This window comes from Streptomyces sp. NPDC002886 (assembly GCF_042888445.1).
In the GTDB taxonomy this organism is placed as follows: domain Bacteria; phylum Actinomycetota; class Actinomycetes; order Streptomycetales; family Streptomycetaceae; genus Streptomyces.
Map to the genome: position 1 here is coordinate 163,496 of NZ_JBIAPV010000010.1, position 17,450 is coordinate 180,945.

17 protein-coding genes and 2 pseudogenes are annotated in these 17,450 nt (G+C 67.6%); 13 read left to right on the forward strand and 6 right to left on the reverse strand.

Going from position 1 to position 17,450, the window contains the following annotated elements:
* Nucleotides 1-322 precede the first annotated feature (322 nt).
* The 3 genes from ACFYYB_RS33355 (at nt 323) to ACFYYB_RS33365 (ending at nt 7,157) form a co-directional block, all read left to right on the forward strand.
* On the forward strand, nt 323-1,468 hold the full coding sequence (locus ACFYYB_RS33355; protein WP_389440243.1) for a DUF6183 family protein: 1,146 nt from the start codon (nt 323-325) through the stop codon (nt 1,466-1,468).
* A gap of 257 nt (nt 1,469-1,725) precedes the next feature.
* Complete coding sequence (locus tag ACFYYB_RS33360; protein WP_389440245.1) at nt 1,726-6,480, forward strand: RHS repeat-associated core domain-containing protein; 4,755 nt, start codon at nt 1,726-1,728, stop codon at nt 6,478-6,480.
* Nucleotides 6,477-7,157: a histone-like nucleoid-structuring protein Lsr2 gene (locus ACFYYB_RS33365; RefSeq protein ID WP_389440247.1), complete on the forward strand. Its 681-nt coding sequence runs from the start codon at nt 6,477-6,479 to the stop codon at nt 7,155-7,157. The genes ACFYYB_RS33360 and ACFYYB_RS33365 overlap by 4 nt, the downstream gene beginning before the upstream one ends.
* A 366-nt stretch (nt 7,158-7,523) precedes the next feature.
* On the opposite strand, the gene ACFYYB_RS33370 is transcribed toward ACFYYB_RS33365, so the two are convergent.
* The gene (locus tag ACFYYB_RS33370; RefSeq protein ID WP_389440249.1) at nt 7,524-7,865 is read right to left on the reverse strand and encodes a hypothetical protein; all 342 of its coding nucleotides are present in this window, start codon (nt 7,863-7,865) and stop codon (nt 7,524-7,526) included.
* Between ACFYYB_RS33370 and ACFYYB_RS33375 the strand changes: the two genes are divergently transcribed.
* Nucleotides 7,855-8,838 (forward strand): relaxase domain-containing protein, encoded by a 984-nt coding sequence (locus ACFYYB_RS33375; RefSeq protein ID WP_389440602.1) that lies wholly within the window; start codon nt 7,855-7,857, stop codon nt 8,836-8,838. The two genes, ACFYYB_RS33370 and ACFYYB_RS33375, sit on opposite strands and share 11 nt — an antisense overlap.
* A 77-nt stretch (nt 8,839-8,915) precedes the next feature.
* On the forward strand, nt 8,916-9,059 hold the full coding sequence (locus ACFYYB_RS33380) for a hypothetical protein (RefSeq protein WP_389440251.1): 144 nt from the start codon (nt 8,916-8,918) through the stop codon (nt 9,057-9,059).
* Nucleotides 9,060-9,274: 215 nt separating this feature from the next.
* Here the strand turns inward: ACFYYB_RS33380 and ACFYYB_RS33385 are convergent, their stop codons facing one another.
* Complete coding sequence (locus ACFYYB_RS33385; RefSeq protein ID WP_389440253.1) at nt 9,275-9,709, reverse strand: hypothetical protein; 435 nt, start codon at nt 9,707-9,709, stop codon at nt 9,275-9,277.
* 1,174 nt (nt 9,710-10,883) lie between these two features.
* On the opposite strand from ACFYYB_RS33385, the gene ACFYYB_RS33390 reads away from it, so the two are divergent.
* The 4 genes from ACFYYB_RS33390 (at nt 10,884) to ACFYYB_RS33405 (ending at nt 12,143) form a co-directional block, all read left to right on the forward strand.
* A complete protein-coding gene (locus ACFYYB_RS33390) occupies nt 10,884-11,111 on the forward strand; it encodes a hypothetical protein (RefSeq protein ID WP_389440255.1) in 228 nt (75 codons plus the stop codon).
* A gap of 346 nt (nt 11,112-11,457) precedes the next feature.
* Complete coding sequence (locus ACFYYB_RS33395) at nt 11,458-11,598, forward strand: hypothetical protein (RefSeq protein WP_389440257.1); 141 nt, start codon at nt 11,458-11,460, stop codon at nt 11,596-11,598.
* Nucleotides 11,576-11,731, forward strand: coding sequence for a hypothetical protein (locus ACFYYB_RS33400; RefSeq protein ID WP_389440259.1), 156 nt, complete (start codon nt 11,576-11,578; stop codon nt 11,729-11,731). The genes ACFYYB_RS33395 and ACFYYB_RS33400 overlap by 23 nt, the downstream gene beginning before the upstream one ends.
* Before the next feature lie 109 nt (nt 11,732-11,840).
* Complete coding sequence (locus ACFYYB_RS33405) at nt 11,841-12,143, forward strand: hypothetical protein (RefSeq protein WP_389440261.1); 303 nt, start codon at nt 11,841-11,843, stop codon at nt 12,141-12,143.
* 520 nt (nt 12,144-12,663) lie between these two features.
* On the opposite strand, the gene ACFYYB_RS33410 is transcribed toward ACFYYB_RS33405, so the two are convergent.
* Nucleotides 12,664-13,158 carry a hypothetical protein gene (locus ACFYYB_RS33410; protein ID WP_389440263.1) on the reverse strand — a complete coding sequence of 165 codons (495 nt, stop codon included), beginning with the start codon at nt 13,156-13,158 and terminating at the stop codon, nt 12,664-12,666.
* Nucleotides 13,159-13,470: 312 nt separating this feature from the next.
* On the opposite strand from ACFYYB_RS33410, the pseudogene ACFYYB_RS33415 reads away from it, so the two are divergent.
* Nucleotides 13,471-13,670, forward strand: a pseudogene (locus tag ACFYYB_RS33415) (IS5/IS1182 family transposase); the annotation flags it as partial.
* Between the two features lie 511 nt (nt 13,671-14,181).
* Here the strand turns inward: ACFYYB_RS33415 and ACFYYB_RS33420 are convergent.
* On the reverse strand, nt 14,182-14,436 hold the full coding sequence (locus ACFYYB_RS33420) for a hypothetical protein (RefSeq protein WP_389440265.1): 255 nt from the start codon (nt 14,434-14,436) through the stop codon (nt 14,182-14,184).
* Between the two features lie 211 nt (nt 14,437-14,647).
* Here ACFYYB_RS33420 and ACFYYB_RS33425 point away from each other — a divergent pair, with 211 nt between their 5' ends.
* Entirely contained in the window at nt 14,648-14,773 is a 126-nt protein-coding gene (locus tag ACFYYB_RS33425) for a hypothetical protein (RefSeq protein ID WP_389440267.1), read from the forward strand.
* Between the two features lie 264 nt (nt 14,774-15,037).
* Here ACFYYB_RS33425 and ACFYYB_RS33430 read toward each other — a convergent pair whose 3' ends face one another.
* Nucleotides 15,038-16,078 carry a hypothetical protein gene (locus ACFYYB_RS33430; protein WP_389440269.1) on the reverse strand — a complete coding sequence of 347 codons (1,041 nt, stop codon included), beginning with the start codon at nt 16,076-16,078 and terminating at the stop codon, nt 15,038-15,040.
* A gap of 111 nt (nt 16,079-16,189) precedes the next feature.
* Between ACFYYB_RS33430 and ACFYYB_RS33435 the strand changes: the two are divergent.
* Both ACFYYB_RS33435 and ACFYYB_RS33440 read left to right on the forward strand, forming a co-directional pair.
* Nucleotides 16,190-16,495: pseudogene (locus ACFYYB_RS33435) on the forward strand (hypothetical protein); the annotation flags it as partial.
* 197 nt (nt 16,496-16,692) lie between these two features.
* Nucleotides 16,693-16,959, forward strand: coding sequence for a hypothetical protein (locus ACFYYB_RS33440; protein WP_389440629.1), 267 nt, complete (start codon nt 16,693-16,695; stop codon nt 16,957-16,959).
* Here ACFYYB_RS33440 and ACFYYB_RS33445 read toward each other — a convergent pair.
* Nucleotides 16,863-17,402 carry an STAS domain-containing protein gene (locus tag ACFYYB_RS33445; protein ID WP_389440271.1) on the reverse strand — a complete coding sequence of 180 codons (540 nt, stop codon included), beginning with the start codon at nt 17,400-17,402 and terminating at the stop codon, nt 16,863-16,865. The genes ACFYYB_RS33440 and ACFYYB_RS33445 overlap by 97 nt on opposite strands.
* Between the last annotated feature and the right edge of the window lie 48 nt (nt 17,403-17,450).

Genomic DNA, 17,450 nt, shown 5'->3' on the forward strand with positions numbered 1-17,450 from the left:
CCGACGACAACCAAGACAAGCTGAGCCAGTCCAGAAACACTCCTCGAGTGCCCCCTGCTGCTCCGGGAACCACCTCCAATACCCGTGTGCCGGAGACGGTCAGCTGCACAGAAAGGGAAACGCTTCGCCGGACCAAGGGTGCGCTATCGACTTCAGGCAGCGCGCCGCATTACCCCTGAGGGGCCGTTGAGAGGCCGTCGCCGTCGCCGTCGCCGTCGCCGTCGCTGAGCACGCCGCTCTGGAGTGGCTCGCGGTGGGAGCCGTCGGCGTTGAGGGCTGCCCGCCACCGTTGCGTCCGGCGGCGTTCACGTAGGGTCGAACCGTGACTGAGCGCATACCGGACATCGTGGATCGATTGGTGAGCCGAGAGCATTACGTCGATGTCAGACCTCTTGCGGCGGAGCGCTTCGCGCGGGGCGACATCGGCTTCGCAGCCGATCTTGGTACGGCGATCCTGAGCCGGACGGACGGGTCGCTGGCCCCTCGGATCCACCCTGTCACCGGGGAGGCCCTTCGGTCCACGTTCGGCGAATACTGGACGCGTAGTCTCCTGGACTTCCTCATCGATACGGCGCCGGAGCACCTGGACGAGTTCGTGCGTCTCGCCTGCCACCCCGCCGGTGGTCGGTACGATCTCGCGGCCTACGCCGCGCACCTTCTGGTGCTCGAGCACCGCAAACGCCCCGAACAGCTCGATGCGGTGTTCCAGACGGGTGCCTGCGATGACCTGTGTGCCTGCCTCGTCCACGAATTCCTCATGCAGGACGGTGACCTCGACGACGTACCGGCTGCGCGGCAGTGGGCGGGCGGAGCTCGCGGACGCCATCATCCACTCGGCTCTCTTCCGCTCGCCCTCACCGACCTGGAACGGGTCGGCAACCACATCCCCTACCGTCATGCCATTGAGTCCGCGCAACGCACCCGTGTCACCGGAAACCCCCTGCCCGTCCTGAGCGACACCACCGTCGACCCGGACCTGGTCCACCGCCTCGTCCGCGTCGCACGATCGTGGACCGCGCAGTCCAACGCCACTACCGACACCGGGCGATTCCACTCCACGGTGCCGATCGACCCGGCGCTCGTCCCGGACCTGCTGCGCACTCTTGGGCGCGCATGCATCGAGGAGTACGGCACGGCGTGCGACCCCGGCTGGACCCTGCCGGCCTGTTCCCTCACCCCGGAACAGGTATGGCGCTCCCTGGCATGGTCGAGCAGCCGGGGAGGCTGCTACGGACCGGGCGAGCACAACGCCTACGCCCGCCTCGCGACCTGGGAAACCCTGCGTGCCCTCACCGACAGCCCCGAAGACGCCCCGGTGCCGGATGTAGAACGGCGGGTCCGGCAATGCCTCTGGTTCACATTCGACAATCCCTCCTGGTTCTACAGCGCCGGCCGCGACCTCTCGGTCATCGCTCTCACCCCAGATCGCCGCACACTGACGCTCTTCGCCGCCACGGACACCGACTGAAACCAGCGAGGCGCCCCCCCTTGGTACGGGCTTGCCACCTCGAGTTCCCGAACACCAGGCCCTGCCAAATCTGGCCAGTGAAGTGGAGTGCCGCCAATCTCCGGTGATCCGGTCACGACCCTGATGACCTAGCAGCTTCCCTGTGCTTGCGCAGCGGCCGATGCGCAGGCCGGTTTTATATGGCCGGCGAGTCGGGTCGACGTCGAGCGTGGTAGGACTGGTTGTTTGTTTGATCATCATGTGGGGGATTCGCGATCGTGGCTGTGACGGTGCCTGACTGGGCGGACACACTGCTGGACTTGATCGGTGTGGCCTGGCCCAACGTGGACGAGGACGCTTACCGCGACATGGCGGATGCGCTCCGGGAGTTCGCCGATGACCTGCTGGATGACGGGCAGCTCGCCAATAACCACGTCGAGCGGCTGTTGTCGGCCAGCAGGGGCGAGTCGATCGAGGCGCTGAACAAGCACTGGAACACGGTCAAGGCGAAGCACTTCAGAGATCTCGCGGATGCGGCCAGGACCATTGCCGGCGCTATGGACTTGGCCGCAGGTGCCGTTGTAGGTATGAAGACCGCTGCGCTGGTCCAGCTCGGCTACCTCGCCGCCGAGGCGGGTATCGCGATGTCCCTCATACCGGTCACCGGCGGTCTGTCCTTGCTGATTGGCGCGGGCGCGATGCGGGCCACGCAGGAGGTGATCAAGCGCCTGATCAAGGAGTGCATGGAGGAGGCTGTTGGGTACATCGTCGCTGCGATGGCCGAACCGGCCGTCGCGGCTCTGGAGGGTCTGGCCGCGGATCTCGTTGTGCAGCTCGGTTCGATGGCGCTTGGGTTCCAGGACGGTGTGGATCTCGATCAGGCCGCGAGTGCGGGCAAGGACGGCTTCAGGGACGGTGTTCAGGGCGGCAAGGACGCCCTGCACCTCGCCTCGGCTGGTCCCGGCAGCAGTGGGATCGGGACGGGCCTGGGTGACCTTCACATCGAACATTCCGAGCATGACCGTGCCGGTACGAACCTCAACATCGTCAGCACCGGGATCCACGGCAAGACCACTTCCAAACTCAGCAAGGCCAAGTCTCACCACGGACGCACTCGGGGTCGCGACTCCATCGCCCAGGCCATCGACCCCGTCGCCGACAAAGCGCTTGCCGCCCTCACCAAGGCAACCAAGGCGATGGGTGACCACGTCGGCACCACCCTGCCCAAGGCCGTCAAGCAGATCTCGACCGACCACAAGAAGAACGACCGGGCCATCCATGACGACTTCAACCGTCTTAAGGGCAACAGCCACAGTGGCTCAGAACGCCCTGGCGGCACGAAGTCTGAGGGCTACCGCAAGTCCGAGGACTCCGCACGCACCAAGCCCAACTCGCTTCGTGATGCCAAGGACGACCCTCGCCGCAACGCGGTGCCGCTGACGAGGAAGACGTGCAGGAACGATCCGGTTGATGTGGCCACAGGCGAGATGATCATGCCGCACACAGATCTTGCGCTTCCTGGGGTGCTGCCGCTGGTCCTGCGGCGCACGCATCTGTCCGGCTACCGATTCGGTCATTGGTTCGGGACGAGCTGGGCATCCACGCTCGACGAGCGGATCGAGGCCGATCCAGTTGGCGCCGGGGCGATCTGGGCTCGCGAGGACGGGTCGTTGCTCATCTACCCGCAGCTACCGCGGCCAGGCCACGAACCTGTTCTGCCGGTGGAAGGCGAACACCTGCCTCTCGCCTGCGACGGCGAGGCGGACGGCGTGACTACCTACACGGTCAGCGATCCCCGAACCGGTATCCGAAAGTCGTTCGCCGGCAGCCCGTACCACGCCTCGACCGCCCTGTGGCTGTGCGAGATCGAAGACCGGCACGGCAACACCATCAGCTTCTCCCGTACGACCGACGGAGCGCCCACCGCCCTGTCCCACAGCGGTGGCTACCTCGTCACCATCAACACCGACGACCACCGCGTAGCTGCCATGAGCGTCAGGACGCCCCAGGGACCTGTCGAGGTACGACGATTCGGATTCGACCGGCGAGGCAACCTCGATGCCGTCACCAATGACTCAGGCCTGCCGCTACGCCTGAGCTACGACGACGCAGGGCGGGTCACCTCCTGGACCGACCGCAACATGTCCACGTTCCACTACGTGTACGACACCGAAGGCCGGATCGCGCGGACGGAGGGGCCGAACGGCTTCATGTCCTCGTCGTTCACCTACGACGAGGTGCACCCCAAGACAGGCCACCGCATCACCCGATACACCAACTCCATCAGCGCCACCACGGTGTACCACGTAGACGACCGGCTGCGGATCGTCGCGGAGACCGACCCGCTGGGCCACATCACGCAATTCGAGTTCGACTCGGCTGACCGCCTGGTGGCCGTCACCGACGCTCTCGGAGCAGTCACCCGCCTCGAACGTGATTCGGCCGGCGACATCATCGCCATGATCGCCCCGGACGCCCAGCGCACGACAGCCGCCTACGACTCCGCCCACCGGCCTATCGAGATCGCCGAGCGCAGCGGGACCTTCCGGTACGCCTACGCCGACGATGGCAGCTTCGCTGTCACCGATCCCGCCGGTTCTCGTACCCTGCGCTCCTTCGACGCCGCCGGCGCACTGGCCCAGCACGTCGACGCCACTGGCCTGGTCACGCAGGTCGTCAACGATCCTGCAGGGCTCCCGCTGGAAGTATCGGCTCCGGACGGATCAACCGCGGTCTGCACCCGGGACGCGTTCGGCCGCATCGTCAGCGTGACCGATGCCATGGGAGGCGTTCTCACCCAGGGATGGACCACAGAAGGCCTCCTGGCATGGCGCGAACTGCCCGACGGCACCCGGGAGGAGTGGGAATGGGACGGTGAAGGGAACCTGCTGACTCACACCGACCGGATGGGCCGCACCCGCAGGTACACCGTCACCCACTTCGACCGGCCTGCCCAGAGCACCGGACCGGCCGGATCTCAGTACCAGTACACCCACGACACGGAGCTGCGGCTTACAAAGGTCACCAACGCGGCCGGCCTCAACTGGACCTACCGCTACGACACCGCAGGACGCCTCGCTGAGGAAACCGACTTCGACGGCCGGACCCTCCAGTACGAGCACGACGCGGTCGGCCGTCTCACCCGGCGCACCAACGCCGCGGGTCAGAGCCTTGGCTACACGCGTGATGCCTTGGGCCGGATCACCGGACTGGCACACGACGACGGCAGCACCTCACATTTCTCCTTCGACGCGCATGGCCACCTCGACCGGGTGACCAACGACCACGCGGAAATCCTGTTCGAGCACGATGCCGCCGGCAGGGTGATATCCGAGACCGTCAACGGACGGGCGATGACCTTCGCTTACGACGCCCAGGGGCGGCGCGCCTACCGGCGAACACCGTCAGGAGCCGAGAGCCGCACTGCCTTCGATGAGACCGGGCTCTCTTCCTACAGCGCAGGCGAGCACACGTTCACTTTCGGCCGAGATCCGATCGGGCGGGAGACATCCCGAACCCTCAACGGTTCTCTCACCCTGCGCCACGCATGGGACCCAGTAGGACGCGTCACGCACCAGTCGCTGACCGCGTCCGGCGCTGACGTCATCGAACGATCTTTCACCTATCAGGCCGACGGCACACCGACCGCCATAGACGACAACAGTCTCGGACAGCGCCGCTACCTCCTCGATGCCGCATCGCGCATCACCGGAGTCCTCGCCCAGGGATGGCGTGAGCAGTACGCCTACACCGTCACTGGAGACCAGGCACACGCACAGCTCCCCGCCCGTACTCCCGGCCAGGACGACACAGGTGAGCGCAGCTACACGGGGACCCGCCTCACCCGGTCGGGCCGCACACGGTACGTCTACGACGCACAGGGCCGTCTCACCGAGCGAGTGACCACCAGCCTCAGCGGCAAAACGCTCACCACCGCGTTCACCTGGAACGCCGAGGACCGGCTCACTCACGTGGTCACGCCGGGCGGAGCACGGTGGCGCTACACCTACGACGCCCTCGGCCGCCGTATCCGCAGAGAGCGAATTGCCGGCGACGGAACCACGGCCGAGCAGACCACGTATGCCTGGGACGGCCTACAGGTCGCGGAAGCCGACGACAACCACACCACCATGGTGTGGGACTACACCGGCCTGTTCCCCCTCGCCCAGAGAGAAATCAAGAAAGACGCTCGCCAGCAGGAGGTCGACCGGCGTTTCTTCGCGATCGTCGCAGACCTCACCGGCGCCCCAGCGACCCTTATCACCCCCGACGGCACGATCGCGTGGCGTGCCCGCAGCACAGCCTGGGGCGCCACCCAGTGGAACCGCGATGCCGAGGCCTATACCCCCCTGCGATACCCCGGCCAGATCCTCGACCCGGAAACCGGCCTCCACTACAACGTCAACCGGTACTACGACCCGGCCACCGGCAGATATATCAGCCCCGACCCCCTCGGCCTTCAGCCCTCACCGAATCACTACACCTACGTACCGAACCCGTTCACTCTGTGGGACCCCCTAGGTCTCGCCGGCTGCGAAGCGGATCCGACCTGGGGCGGACGCGTCGCCTTCGTACGCGACGAATACGGCCGCGTCTACGAGATGCACGCAACGATCAGCCGCGACATGCTCGACGAAGGCACGCACGCACGCAACACCCTTAAGCCGCCAGGCTTCATCCACGGCACCGACCACAACCAGGCCCGCGCACACATGCTGGCGCGCATGCTCGGTGGCTCCGGCGACACCCTCGACAACCTCTTCTGCGCCACCCAGAACCCCACCAACAGCCCAGAGATGCGGGACGACGAACAACGGATCTACGACGCTGTCCTGGGAAACCCCGCCACGAACGATCCAGGCCAGACTGTCCAGTACAGCGTCTACCTCGACTACCCCGACACCAGAGCAGACTCCGTCCCCAAGTGGATCCAGCTGGAAGCCCACGGTCAAAACGGCTTCCAGCTCGGAACGAGCCTTCTGAACCCCGACAGTGCCGCCCAGCAGATCCGCCGCCGCCAAGGAATCCAATGACAGACCTCGCCGCCATCCGTCGCATCTGTCCCCCGCCCAGCACAGGGCAGACGACTCCCATCGACTGGAACGCCGTGGAAACCGAACTCGGGATGAACCTTCCCGAGGACTACAAGCAGCTTGCCGACATCTACGGGCCCGGTGAGTACTGCGACTACATCAACATCTACCACCCGCACGCGGCGACACCCTGGGTCAACCTCACCGGCCCGATGCCCGCACGCATCCGCGGCCAGCTCCAGCACGACTCCGATCAGGGAACCCACCCGGTCCCGTACCCACCGCAACACCTATTCGCCATCGGTGTCACCAGTAACGGCGAGTACCTCTTCTGGATCACAGACCCCCAGCAGACCCCCGACAACTGGCGCATCGCCGTCAACGAAGCCCGCGGACCACTCTGGTACACCTACGACGGAACTCTGACCGAATTCCTCACAGCAGTCATGACAGGGCAAACCACCGTCCCCCAATTCCCCCGGGACCTCCTGGACCCGCCGATCAGCTTCAAGCCCTCCACGGCCCCGCCCACCGACTACCCCCAGAACCCGCCCAGACCAGCCGTCGACACGGAGACCATCCGAGAATGGGCACGCGCGAACGGCTACGCCGTACCACCGCACGGCCGGATCCCCCTCGACATCAAGGACGCGTGGGAGCAAGCCAACCGACCGTAACCGGGCACGGGCCGCAAGCCCGCAGTGCTGGGCAGTCATGGCGCACGCTGAGCGCCGGCCGATGTCTGCGCCTCGCGCGCACCCTCAGAAGCCGCTCAACCCCGGCCTGTGAACGACTGCTTGGCTTACGGCCGGGTTCTTGCCGCAGACTCCCGATGTGTTCACGACGGCCTTCGTCGTCGGTGCCGCGATCACGATCACGGTCCAGCTCGTGATGGGAATCCTTCCAACCGCCGGTGACGGACAGGGCCCCCCATGTACGCGGGGTTAACCCAGGCGGGCCTTGATCGGCGGACTGCTGGGGTTGCCGTTCGTAGAGTCCCCGGGAATGAAACACGAGCATGCTGGAATGGTTGCTCTCCTCGGTTACCCGGCTTCCGGCTTCGCGAGGTAGAGCAGAGCGTGCTGGCGCCCGGGCCACGTAGCGACTGTCCCACCAACATGGACCTCGGTAGTGATCTCCGAATGTTGTTCGGGTCCGCCGCCGAGGAACGCCTTGAGCTCGAAGACGATGTCGTCAATGTCTTCTTCCACCTCAGCAGTGCGTGCGGTGATGGCGAAGTGGAGGACGATCGCGTTCGGTCGAGGCTCTACCGCGATGCCGGGAAGGATCGGCCCGATGAGTCCCAGCGCCGCTTGCGAGGCGCTGGGGCTGGCGACCGAGCCGCGCACCGTCACCCCGGGTCGCCGGCCCGTGATGGAGATCACCGGGGTGCCCCACGAGCTGATCCGCTGGACTGCCCGGCGCAGCGACCAGATCGCTGCTTGCCTGGCCGAGCTGGAGCACGAGTACGTCACCGCCGTCGACGACGACGGCGAGCTGAAATTCCTGCCCGTGGTCTCCGAGACCGCCCGCGCCAAGCTGAACCAGATAGCCGCCCGCAAGACTCGCCCGCCCAAGCAGAAGACCCGGCCGCTCGCGCAGCTGCGGGTCTGGTGGAAGGCGAGCGCAATTCACAACTCTGGGGTGGCCGTCGACGTCATTAACTCCCTCTTGGAGCACGCCCGCTCCGCGGCCGCGGCGATCCGGGCCCGGGTAGCCGCTGTCCTCGACGTCGGCTTGGCGGCCGTCGACGTCGCCGCGACGGTGTTCGTGATGAACGAAGGCGGCCGCTTCCACCGCTGGCACCTGCTTGCCGAGGCCCGCCGTCACCTCGCCCTCGTCCTGCGCGGTCGCCGCCGAGAGCCGGGCCTGGACGAGGAGATCGTGGCCACCGCCATCTCCACCTACTGCCTGGACATCAGCGAGCCGAAGACCACGATCGGCCTGCTGAAGGGCTACCGCCTCTACACCGCCCGCTGGGCCCTGTCCGACCTCCCGGCCCGCCGCCGCCCACCCACGCCCGCACCCGACCCGGACCGGCTGCCCCTGGGCGATCCCGGCGAGCCAGCCGAGCTCCGACCTCCAGACTCGGACGCGGGGGAGGGGGACTGGGACATCCCCCGGATCCCGCTGCAGTACGAGCGAGCCGTCCTCGCCGATGCGGCGGTGCGGGAGAGGCTGCGCACCACCGTCGTGCGGGGCCGGGCATACGACGTCACCGCGCACCAGCAGGCCGCGATGCCCGAGCAGCGACTCGCACCCCCGGACACCGACCTCGAGGACGAGGATGAGGACCAGGAGCTGGAGCCGGAGGCCGGCCCCCGGGAGGCGATAGACACGAAGGCGCTGCGGGCCTGAGGGAATCCCGCACGGACCTGGAAGCCCTCGACCTCACGGCAGAGCGGCTGCGCCACCTCCAGGATGCATTCACCAAGGTGGCCGACGACTCCCGCACCCGCGCGACCCGCTACGCCGAACCGGACGACGCCGACGCAGCGCACCCGGTGCGCCGGGACGACCAGCAAGTGCACCATCCACAGCAACCGGGACCGCACTGCGGCCGGGAGGCCGGCCACTGAGCGGACCCGATGCCATGGAGCAGGTGTGGTGGTGCGCACCGACGATGTCGAGCACGCTCTGCAGGGATGCTCGGCATCGTCCCAAAGCGGGCAGCAAAAGGCGCGGTCACAGCCGTGACCGTGAGTCGCTTACTGCCGACATCAGCTGATTTCGTCCAGTTGAGCGGTCCGGTGGGCTCGTTCCAGCTGGCGGACCGGGTCTGGTGGCCGACGCGTCAGAGGGTCCCGGACGTCCGGGCTAGGTAGAGCCCGACGATGGCTCCGGCCACGGCGAGCACCACCAGCCACGAGCTTGAGCCGGTTTGGCGGCCCTTTCGGGGACTACGTCGGCCACGGCCCGGCGGGGGAGCGGTGGTTGCATCGACCGACGCCTCGGCGAGTAGCCGACGGCACACCGTGGCCAGTTCCCCCGGCCCGGCGGACAGGCTCGCGACGGCCTCGGCGCGGGCGGGGGCCGTCGTGCCGCCCTCCAGGATCCGGCCGACCCGCACCCGGATCTCACCTGGTCCGCCGGCGGGCGCCAGGCTGATCCATCGCCGCACGTGCTCGCCGCGGATTACGACCCCGCCCTCACGGTCCCGGTACATGGTGTGCTCCCGCCACAGCACCCCCGCCAACTCCGATGCGATCCCCCGCAAATGCACGCTCATCCCAGCCCCCACCGCCGACCCACCCCGTCCGATCGAACAACCGAACAGCGGATCCTAACCGCCCACACTGACATCGCCGCGTCTAGGACCTGTGCTCAAGAAGCACCGGAGCCGCAGGACCGCCCGCCCGGTCACTGAGTGGACCCCGATGATGCGCACCGAGCGCGCCGACGGGCCCAGGGATGCGCACGGGCGACCGCGCGGATGCGCACCGACCGCACCGGTGCGCCGCACGATGCGTGCCAGCTCCGGATGGCGCGCACCGACTGCACCGGTGGTGTGCACGCCGGAGCGCACCCGATGCGCGGATCGGTGCTGTGCACCTGACCTTCCGGCACGCCGCAAACGGCGGGCCCTGGCCGCCGGTGGAGGCTACGTAGGCACGCAGGAGCGCCAAGAGCCGGCGCGTGGCGGGGTGGATTGGTACGGCTTCCCGCGTGTTGCGCGCCGTCTTGTCTGTACCGACTGCGGCGCCATGTTCACCGATGAACGGTGGAAGGCGACCGGGCGCGTCGGCTGGGGCGTTACGCCGGAGCCTCGCCCGTCTCTGTGTGGGGACTGCGACCGGCAGTTCGTTACCGATTACAGGAGAACGGAGCAGGCCCAGGCCCAGGCGGTGCCCGTCCAGAAGACAGGTCGCTGGTTCTCGCGCCGCACCTGAACCGGGCAAGCTGCCCACCGGCAGCGGGGGCAAGCCTGAGGTGACCCTGGGCAAGCCCACCGAAGGGCAGGCTTGCCCAGCCTGACCGACCGCGCTGTGCCATGGCGGGCAAGCGAAGAGGGGGCGCTGGGCAAGCCGTCCCAGGCGGTGGCTTGCCCGGTCCGCAGTAGGGCTTGCCCAGCCGTTCTGCGCGGGCGGTCTGCGGCTCTGGCCGTGTCGGTGGATTTGGGCGTACTGCTGGCCATGACGCCGCCGCTGCCTGTCCGCCTGCACCTCATGATCATGTTTGTGGTGGCGTCGGCCGGGACGCTGGCCGGAGCTCTGCTCGGGATGGCGCTGGCCGGCGGCTGCTGGCCGTGGCCTGCGCCGGTGGGCTCGGAGCAGGAACCTGGGTCCTGCTCTCGAGGCGTCAGATCGTCGCCTTGTTCGAGGAGCTCTCCGGCCTGCCGACGAGCTATGCCAGCCGCTGGATGGGGCCGCGGAAGCTCTCGCCGACAACGTCGTGGCGGGCCTGTGTGCGTACCGGGCTGCGAGGTTCCCCCTGGCGCGGGGAGGGGGGGGAGCGCCGCCGAGCTCGCCGCGCGCCGGACGGTGGCCTACCGGCTCTCGGCCTACGAGGGCCTGCCGCGCCAGATCCAGGTCTCGGCGGCCGCGGCGCCGGAAGCCATAGACCAGGGGAACGACGAAGCACGGGCGGCCGTGGCGATGAGTGGCTTGCGGATCACGGTCTACGACCACTGAGGCAGCCGATAGAGGTTGCAGATGGGGTTGCACCGGAAGGGGGCTGCACAGGTGCTTGCACGGTTGCTTCCAGCTGGGCACCGCAGGTGTGACCGGGAGTGGGAGCCCGACAAAGCGGACACCCCTCATTTGTGCTGGTCAGCACTGCTGGGCAAGCCTGCCCGTGCCGACGACACCTCTTTCCCCACGCAGTAGCCGTGGGGAAGAGGTCCCCTTCACTTCCCGGGGCCAGCGGCGAGCACGCGACGCTAACGAACTCGGTGCTCTATGTTCCCGCCCACTCGGTCCCACGACCGCGTCTCCAACCGGGAGACCACGCGCGGCCGAGCGGAAAGGAACCTCGACCATGAGCCTCATCGAGCCCGGCCTGTACGTCCGTAACGGCAACGCCGAAGGACCGCTCGCCGACGCCGCGCTGTCCCGCGTGCGCCGCGCACCTCCTCGACGAGCTCCAGGCGCCCACGGTGACCTACTGCCAGCTCCGTGACGGCGTGTACCGGGCGCTGCGCCACTACACCCAGGACCAGCCGCCCACCTGCCATGTCGACAGCATCACCGCGCTGATCCGCCGCAGGGTGCTCATCGACTGGGCCGGGCTCGACGGTCTGCCCTGCGCCTGACGCCCGCCGGGCGGGAGAGCCCCTACGGCCTCTCCCGCGGGGCGGGAGGGGCCGGACTGTCTGATGCCGCCGGCCTTCCGCTGTCGGTGGTGGCTGGGAGGCTGGCCGGATGAACGAGGGTGACGCGCAGCTGCTGCGAGGCCGGGTGTACGGCCGCGACCACGACGACCCCAACCCGGGCCCGCTCCCGCACCAGACGTACGCCGCTCTCGTCGGAGGGCCGCTGGACGGACTGCTGCTCGACATCACGGGCTGGCGGCCCGAGGAGATCGAGGACGGTGTCGCGCTGATCACTGAACTGGGGCGGTGGCCCGGCGGCAGGGCCATGTACGACCCTCGCCCCGGCGAGCCGCGCCCGGCCGGTGGCCCGGGTGTGGTGTGCCGCTTCCACCACTCCGGCGACACACCCTGAGCGCTCCCCACGACGCGGGTGGGACGTCCACGGGGTTCGCGGGCTGACGAAGCCGGCGCCTACGGGTCCGCTGTCAGGCCGATCCGGTTTTCCGGACTGCAGAAGGGGCACGCCTCGACGCCCTCGGTGATCAGCCGGGGGGCCTAGTCACGGCTGATCGCCCCACCCTCGCCCATGGTGCAGTCACCCACGTGCACGGCCATTGGCACCGGCCCGTTCCGACCCCGGCGCAGCTTTACCGTCCAAGTCCGGAACCGTGTTCGCGGCAGGCTCTGCAGGGCGGTTGGGCGCGGTCCGGGCCGGGTCCTAGCCGCCGCGGCCAGCTGTGTCTCCAGCGCGCGGATGGCCTGCTCGGCCGGGTACTGATGCAGGCGAGGCAGGTCCGTACAGTCCGCCAGCTTTCGAGACTAGCCTCCAGCTCGTCGTTCTTGCCGACCGAGCCCCGGGTGCCGAGGTGCTATGTGTCAGCAGTGGCCCTCGAAGGTCTCTCCTGGATGCTGTTCGGGTGTTCGCGCGAAGGTCAGCGGCTGGGGTGGATGTCTCCGCATGTCTGTGCGTCGGCCGGCTGGTGTCTGGCCAGGGCCTCGGTGACTCGCTGGGTGGCGCGGCTCAGGCGTTCGAGGGCGAGCTCGCCTTTGTCGTCGGCGGAGTGAATCAGCACTTTGATCAGGTTGGTGAAGTACTGCTCGTCGTCGCTGATTGCGGTGGTCTCAAGGCCGGCGAGGAGCTCGTGTTTGGGCCACTTGTTCACTCGGTCGGCGGCTGCTGTGAGTGTGGTGGTGCTGATGGCCTGCCATGGGGCCGGGTGGCCGGCGGCTTTAGCGTCCTGGGCAAGGGAGTGCAGGGCCAGGGCCAGGAGTGTGCGGATTGATCCTTCGCCGATTTCCTGGGCGATGCCCCAGGTGGTGAAGGCTCTTGTGCGGTCGTCGCGGAGTTCGGGTATCCGCTTGTCGTGTGCGTCGATGACGGCAGTGGCCGTGGCGAGGGCTGCTTGCCACAGAGGCTGTGGGGTCATGGTTCTGATTGTGGCTACCCCCAGTGTGGAACTGGGAGGGAGGCGTGATGACTTCAGAGGCAGCGGGCCAGGGTGCGGGAGCTGGTGGCGGTGGAGCTTGTTGTCTGGCCGTAGGTGATGGTTCCGAGGGTTTTGGTTCGGTACGAGTACTGGGGGTCGAAGCTTCTGTACTCGCAGGTGTAGTAGGCGGTTGCGTACCTGAAGGGGGGTGGGCAGCCGAGTACGCGGAGGGAAGCTGCCACGGTGAGCCAGCGGCCGGGACCGGGGTTGAACCACTCGATGTCGGTTTCTCTGTTGCAGTCGAAGGGCTGGGCGCGCCGAGGAACAGGGCACGGCTCCGGGCTGGGAACTGAACGCTGGGTCGTCGAGCGCGCGTTGCCCACCTGCACTGGTTCCGCCGTCTACGGATCCGCTGGGAGATCCGCGACGACATTCACGAGGCCTTCCTGAGCCTGGGGTGTGCACTGATCTGCTGGCGACGCCTTACCTCACTGCCCGGCCAGACAGGCTGACAGCGGGAGGCCAGCTGTCGCTCTCACTCCCAGCTGGTCTCCGGGATGTGGCTGTGAGCATGCGTGCCCCACCCTTCGCGATCATGCCGGGCACAGTGGTCGGCAACCATGCCTTCCCAGGACCGATCCGGCCACCACAGAGCTCCATGTTCCTCATGAAGATGGTCGTGGAGAGCCGTCAGCGCGACCGGATCCGTGACCCGGGTGAACACGTAGAGCGGCCACTTCTTCCGCCCAGTGAAGATCCGGGTCGGCCTGATCTCCCACCTACCCACGAACACCCCTCACGGTCGACGTCGCCATGATGCGGCATACGTCAGGGCCTCGTTCGGCAGTTGATCATTCCGTTAGGAGTTCTAAGTGCATCGCCACACCCGTCCTCGCAGCCTGGTCGACCACTGGCGGCAGCCTGCGCGAGATCACCACCGCCCAGGTTCAGGAGGAACTCGACCGCCACCGCGGAGCCAAGGCCCGGGACATCCACCACGTCATGCGCAGCATCTTCCGAGCCCTAAAACGGGAGGGGATCATCTTCCGCAACCCGATGAAGGACCTCTCCCTGTCCACGCCCGTCCAGCTCCCGGTCAACCTGCCCAGCGACCAGCTGCGCGGCCTGCTGAACCGCGTCCCCACCGCCATGGGACGCCTTGCCGTCGCCCTTGTCACCATCCACGCTGTCAAGGGTGAAGAAGTCCGCCGCCTGCTCTTGTCCGACTACCTGCCCCAGCGCGGGACCTTGGCGATCCGTCGGGGCGATGACGCCCATACCGTCTTCCTCGACCGCCTCACCCACAGCCTCTTGAACGACTGGCTCGAGGAACGCGCCCGCCGCTGGCCCGCCTCATCCAACCCCTATCTCCTGATCACCGCGCAGAGCGCCCACCATCCGGCCGCACCACCACTCAGCGACTGCGGCCTGCGTGCTCCGTTCGACCAGGCTGGGGGCGTCCCCCGGGCAGTTGTGGCGAGACCGGGTCTTGGACGAGGCCCGCGCGAGCGCCGACCCGGTCCACCTGGTCCGGCCCTTCGGGATCCACCCGTCCACTGCCGTCCGCTACGTCCAGGCCGCCCACCCCGACAAGGCCCTGCCGCAGATCCGGTGACCCCGGTCAGTGGCTATGGGGCCGCTGGCGGGTCGGCGACCGCCATGTCGCCTTCCACGCGCGGGCGGAGGCGCAGTGCCTCACGCACAGAGTGGCGTTCTGCTGGCATGTCGCGGCTGTACCGAGAAACCGAGCATTGGCCGTTCTCCTGCTCAGAGCTGCGCTCCATGCGACCCTCCGTATATCCGCCGCGGTCAATGTCCTACTGGGTTTCGCCCGCGAAGCGAGCGAAACCCAGCAAGTAATGACGACATCAAGCAGGTCCTAGTACGTCATGACGGCGCTGGGAGTCTCACCGCTCTGTGCCTGCTGGGCGCGGGCGGACGTGGTCGCTGCGAAGGATTGGAGGACGTCGAGATCCGTGCCGCCACCGCCTTTTTTCGCGATGCTGATTCTGATAACGGCCGTCCCGACGCGGACCGCTGCGAATGCGCCACTTCCCCTGGATATGCCGGGTGATTGATTATCCCTCCAGCTGACAGCGGCGGACTCGTCACCAGCCACGTTCGGCATAGCAACGGGCGTAGGTGCAAGCCTCGCGTTGTCCTGCTTGAGGGCGGCGTATCCGGCAGCAGCTGTTTCGACGCTTTCATAGGTGGCCAATTCGATCGTTGCCTCGTCGAAGTCGAGGGTCGGGGCGTAGGAAGTGTTGGCGAACACCAGGATTCCCTTGCCGCATTTCGCGGCCCCTTCCCCGCATACGGATGCCTTGGGATTGTCCGCAAGTACCCTCCAGCCGGTCGGCAGGCTGTCCAAGCCGGGAAGGATCTCCTTGGCCCGCGTCGCGTCCTTGATCGTCATCAAGGACTTTCCGGATCCGCCTCTGCCCTGTTCAGGAGAATCATCTTGGTTGAGGAGCTGCACCCCGCCATACAAGCCCAGGATCACGAGGGCGACCAGTACAAGAGCCCCTGCGAGCAGGGAGAAACGTACGTTGCGGGTATTACTGATGGTGACAGCCGCTGTCGAGATGATGGGCCGGCCTCGTACTGGGCTGTTGTCGAACGAGATGCCCGTGTTGATGCGTGGTACATACGCGGGCGGTGGACCTGCGAGAGCCAGGGCGAGCCGCTCAGCGAAGTCCGGGTCTGCGTCCACCTCCGACTGGATCACGTTCCGCAGCTCCTCAACAGCCACCGGATCGGCGGGGCTGGTGTCGAGGGTGCCGATTGCCGTGCGGCCCCGGTCGGTCGCCCCTAAACGATCACGCACGATCGTCGAGACGGCCTGTCCCACCTCGGCCCCGACCACTGCGGCTGTTCCGCCTGCCATCTGAGTGAAGATCGCCAACACCTGCTCGACCATGTGTCGCCCCCCGGAAACAACACCAACGAAGGCCTCATTGTCGCCGCGGACACGCCAAGAGCGAAGAAGTATCGCGGATCTCGTGGCCATCCGTCCTGCGCGATACACGCCGTGTACGTACTGCCTCGGCGTCGCCGAACTCGCCCGCAGAGGCATCTCAGCCTCCACTTGTGGGGCGAGTTTCCGTGTTCGGCCGTCCCGGAATCCACGAACCCGCGCGCTTCCGCCTTCGACGCTCTGCAGATGGACGGCATCGAGCTGTTGTCCCTGCCTTACCGCGAGCGGAGGCGGCGCCTCGAGGTCTTGTTCGCGGCCCGGCAGCTGGCCGCGCCGTGGACGCTGTGCCCGATGACCACAGACCCCGCCACAGCCCAGGAGTGGCTGGAAGAGTGGACGGACATCTCCGGGGTGGAGGGCCTGGTCCTCGAAAAGCTGAACCAGCGCTATCTCCCAGGATCCCGCGGCTGGACCAAGATCAGGAGCAGAAATAGCACGGAAGCGGGCATCGGCGCGATCGCAGGCACCCTCGTCCGACCTCAACTCCTCGTCTCGGACGCCACGATGCGACCGGCCGCCTCCGCCCCATCGGCCGCACCGTACCGCTGCGCCCCGACGTGGCCCGCCAGCTCGGCGAGCACCTCACCCTCGCCGGCCCCGGCCATCCGTGGACCGGCGCGAAGTTCTCCTCGGCCTGGGGCACCCGCGACGTCCTCGACACCACCCTGGTGGTGCCCGACCTCGTCGCGGAGATCAGCACGGACACCTCCATCGACCGGGGCGGCGTCTACGGGCATCCGATCCGGTACGTATGCCTGCGCCTGGACGCGACCGTCGATGACGCGCTGCGGTTCGGCGGAGACTCAGCCCAAGCCGAGGGATGAGCGGCCATCACCGGCCTGCAGGCGTTGCCGTGCGCCTGCCCGCTACGCGGGAGTGGACCGGCGAGGAAGCCGGCGTCCTGGGCGCGCTGTGCGCGTTGCTCGATGAGGCGGCGGAAGCCTGCGACGGCGTAGCGCTCGCCTGTGGAGGATCCGGGCCCGGGAATGCCGGCGACCTGGGCCATGAGCTGCTGGGGCTGGGGCTGCCAGCCGACGGTCAGGACGCGCAGGCCAAGGCATTCCGCGCGCCGGTGCAGGTCCAGCAGGTGGAGCAGACCGGAGGCGTCCATGGCCACCACGCCGTGCAGATCGACCATGAGGTCCCGTGCATCGACGGCGACGTCGTCCAGCGCCTGCTGGAACACCACCCCCGCGTGTGCGTCGAGGTTGCCGCCGACGCTGATCAGGACCGAGTTGCCGCAGTGCTGGACGTCCGTGGTGATCACGCGAACTCCTTCCCCCGCAGGCGCCAAGGCCCACGGGCCCCCATCCTG

What these genes read in the sequence shown, in the direction of transcription:
- ACFYYB_RS33420 (WP_389440265.1), bottom strand. Translation starts at nt 14,436, where the DNA reads ATGGGCGTCATCGCCCCGACGGATCGCCAAGGTCCCGCGCTGGGGCAG.
- ACFYYB_RS33410 (WP_389440263.1), bottom strand. Translation starts at nt 13,158, where the DNA reads ATGACCCCACAGCCTCTGTGGCAAGCAGCCCTCGCCACGGCCACTGCC.
- ACFYYB_RS33365 (WP_389440247.1), top strand. Translation starts at nt 6,477, where the DNA reads ATGACAGACCTCGCCGCCATCCGTCGCATCTGTCCCCCGCCCAGCACA.
- ACFYYB_RS33395 (WP_389440257.1), top strand. Translation starts at nt 11,458, where the DNA reads ATGAGCCTCATCGAGCCCGGCCTGTACGTCCGTAACGGCAACGCCGAA.
- ACFYYB_RS33385 (WP_389440253.1), bottom strand. Translation starts at nt 9,709, where the DNA reads ATGAGCGTGCATTTGCGGGGGATCGCATCGGAGTTGGCGGGGGTGCTG.
- ACFYYB_RS33430 (WP_389440269.1), bottom strand. Translation starts at nt 16,078, where the DNA reads ATGGTCGAGCAGGTGTTGGCGATCTTCACTCAGATGGCAGGCGGAACA.
- ACFYYB_RS33405 (WP_389440261.1), top strand. Translation starts at nt 11,841, where the DNA reads ATGAACGAGGGTGACGCGCAGCTGCTGCGAGGCCGGGTGTACGGCCGC.
- ACFYYB_RS33375 (WP_389440602.1), top strand. Translation starts at nt 7,855, where the DNA reads ATGGAGATCACCGGGGTGCCCCACGAGCTGATCCGCTGGACTGCCCGG.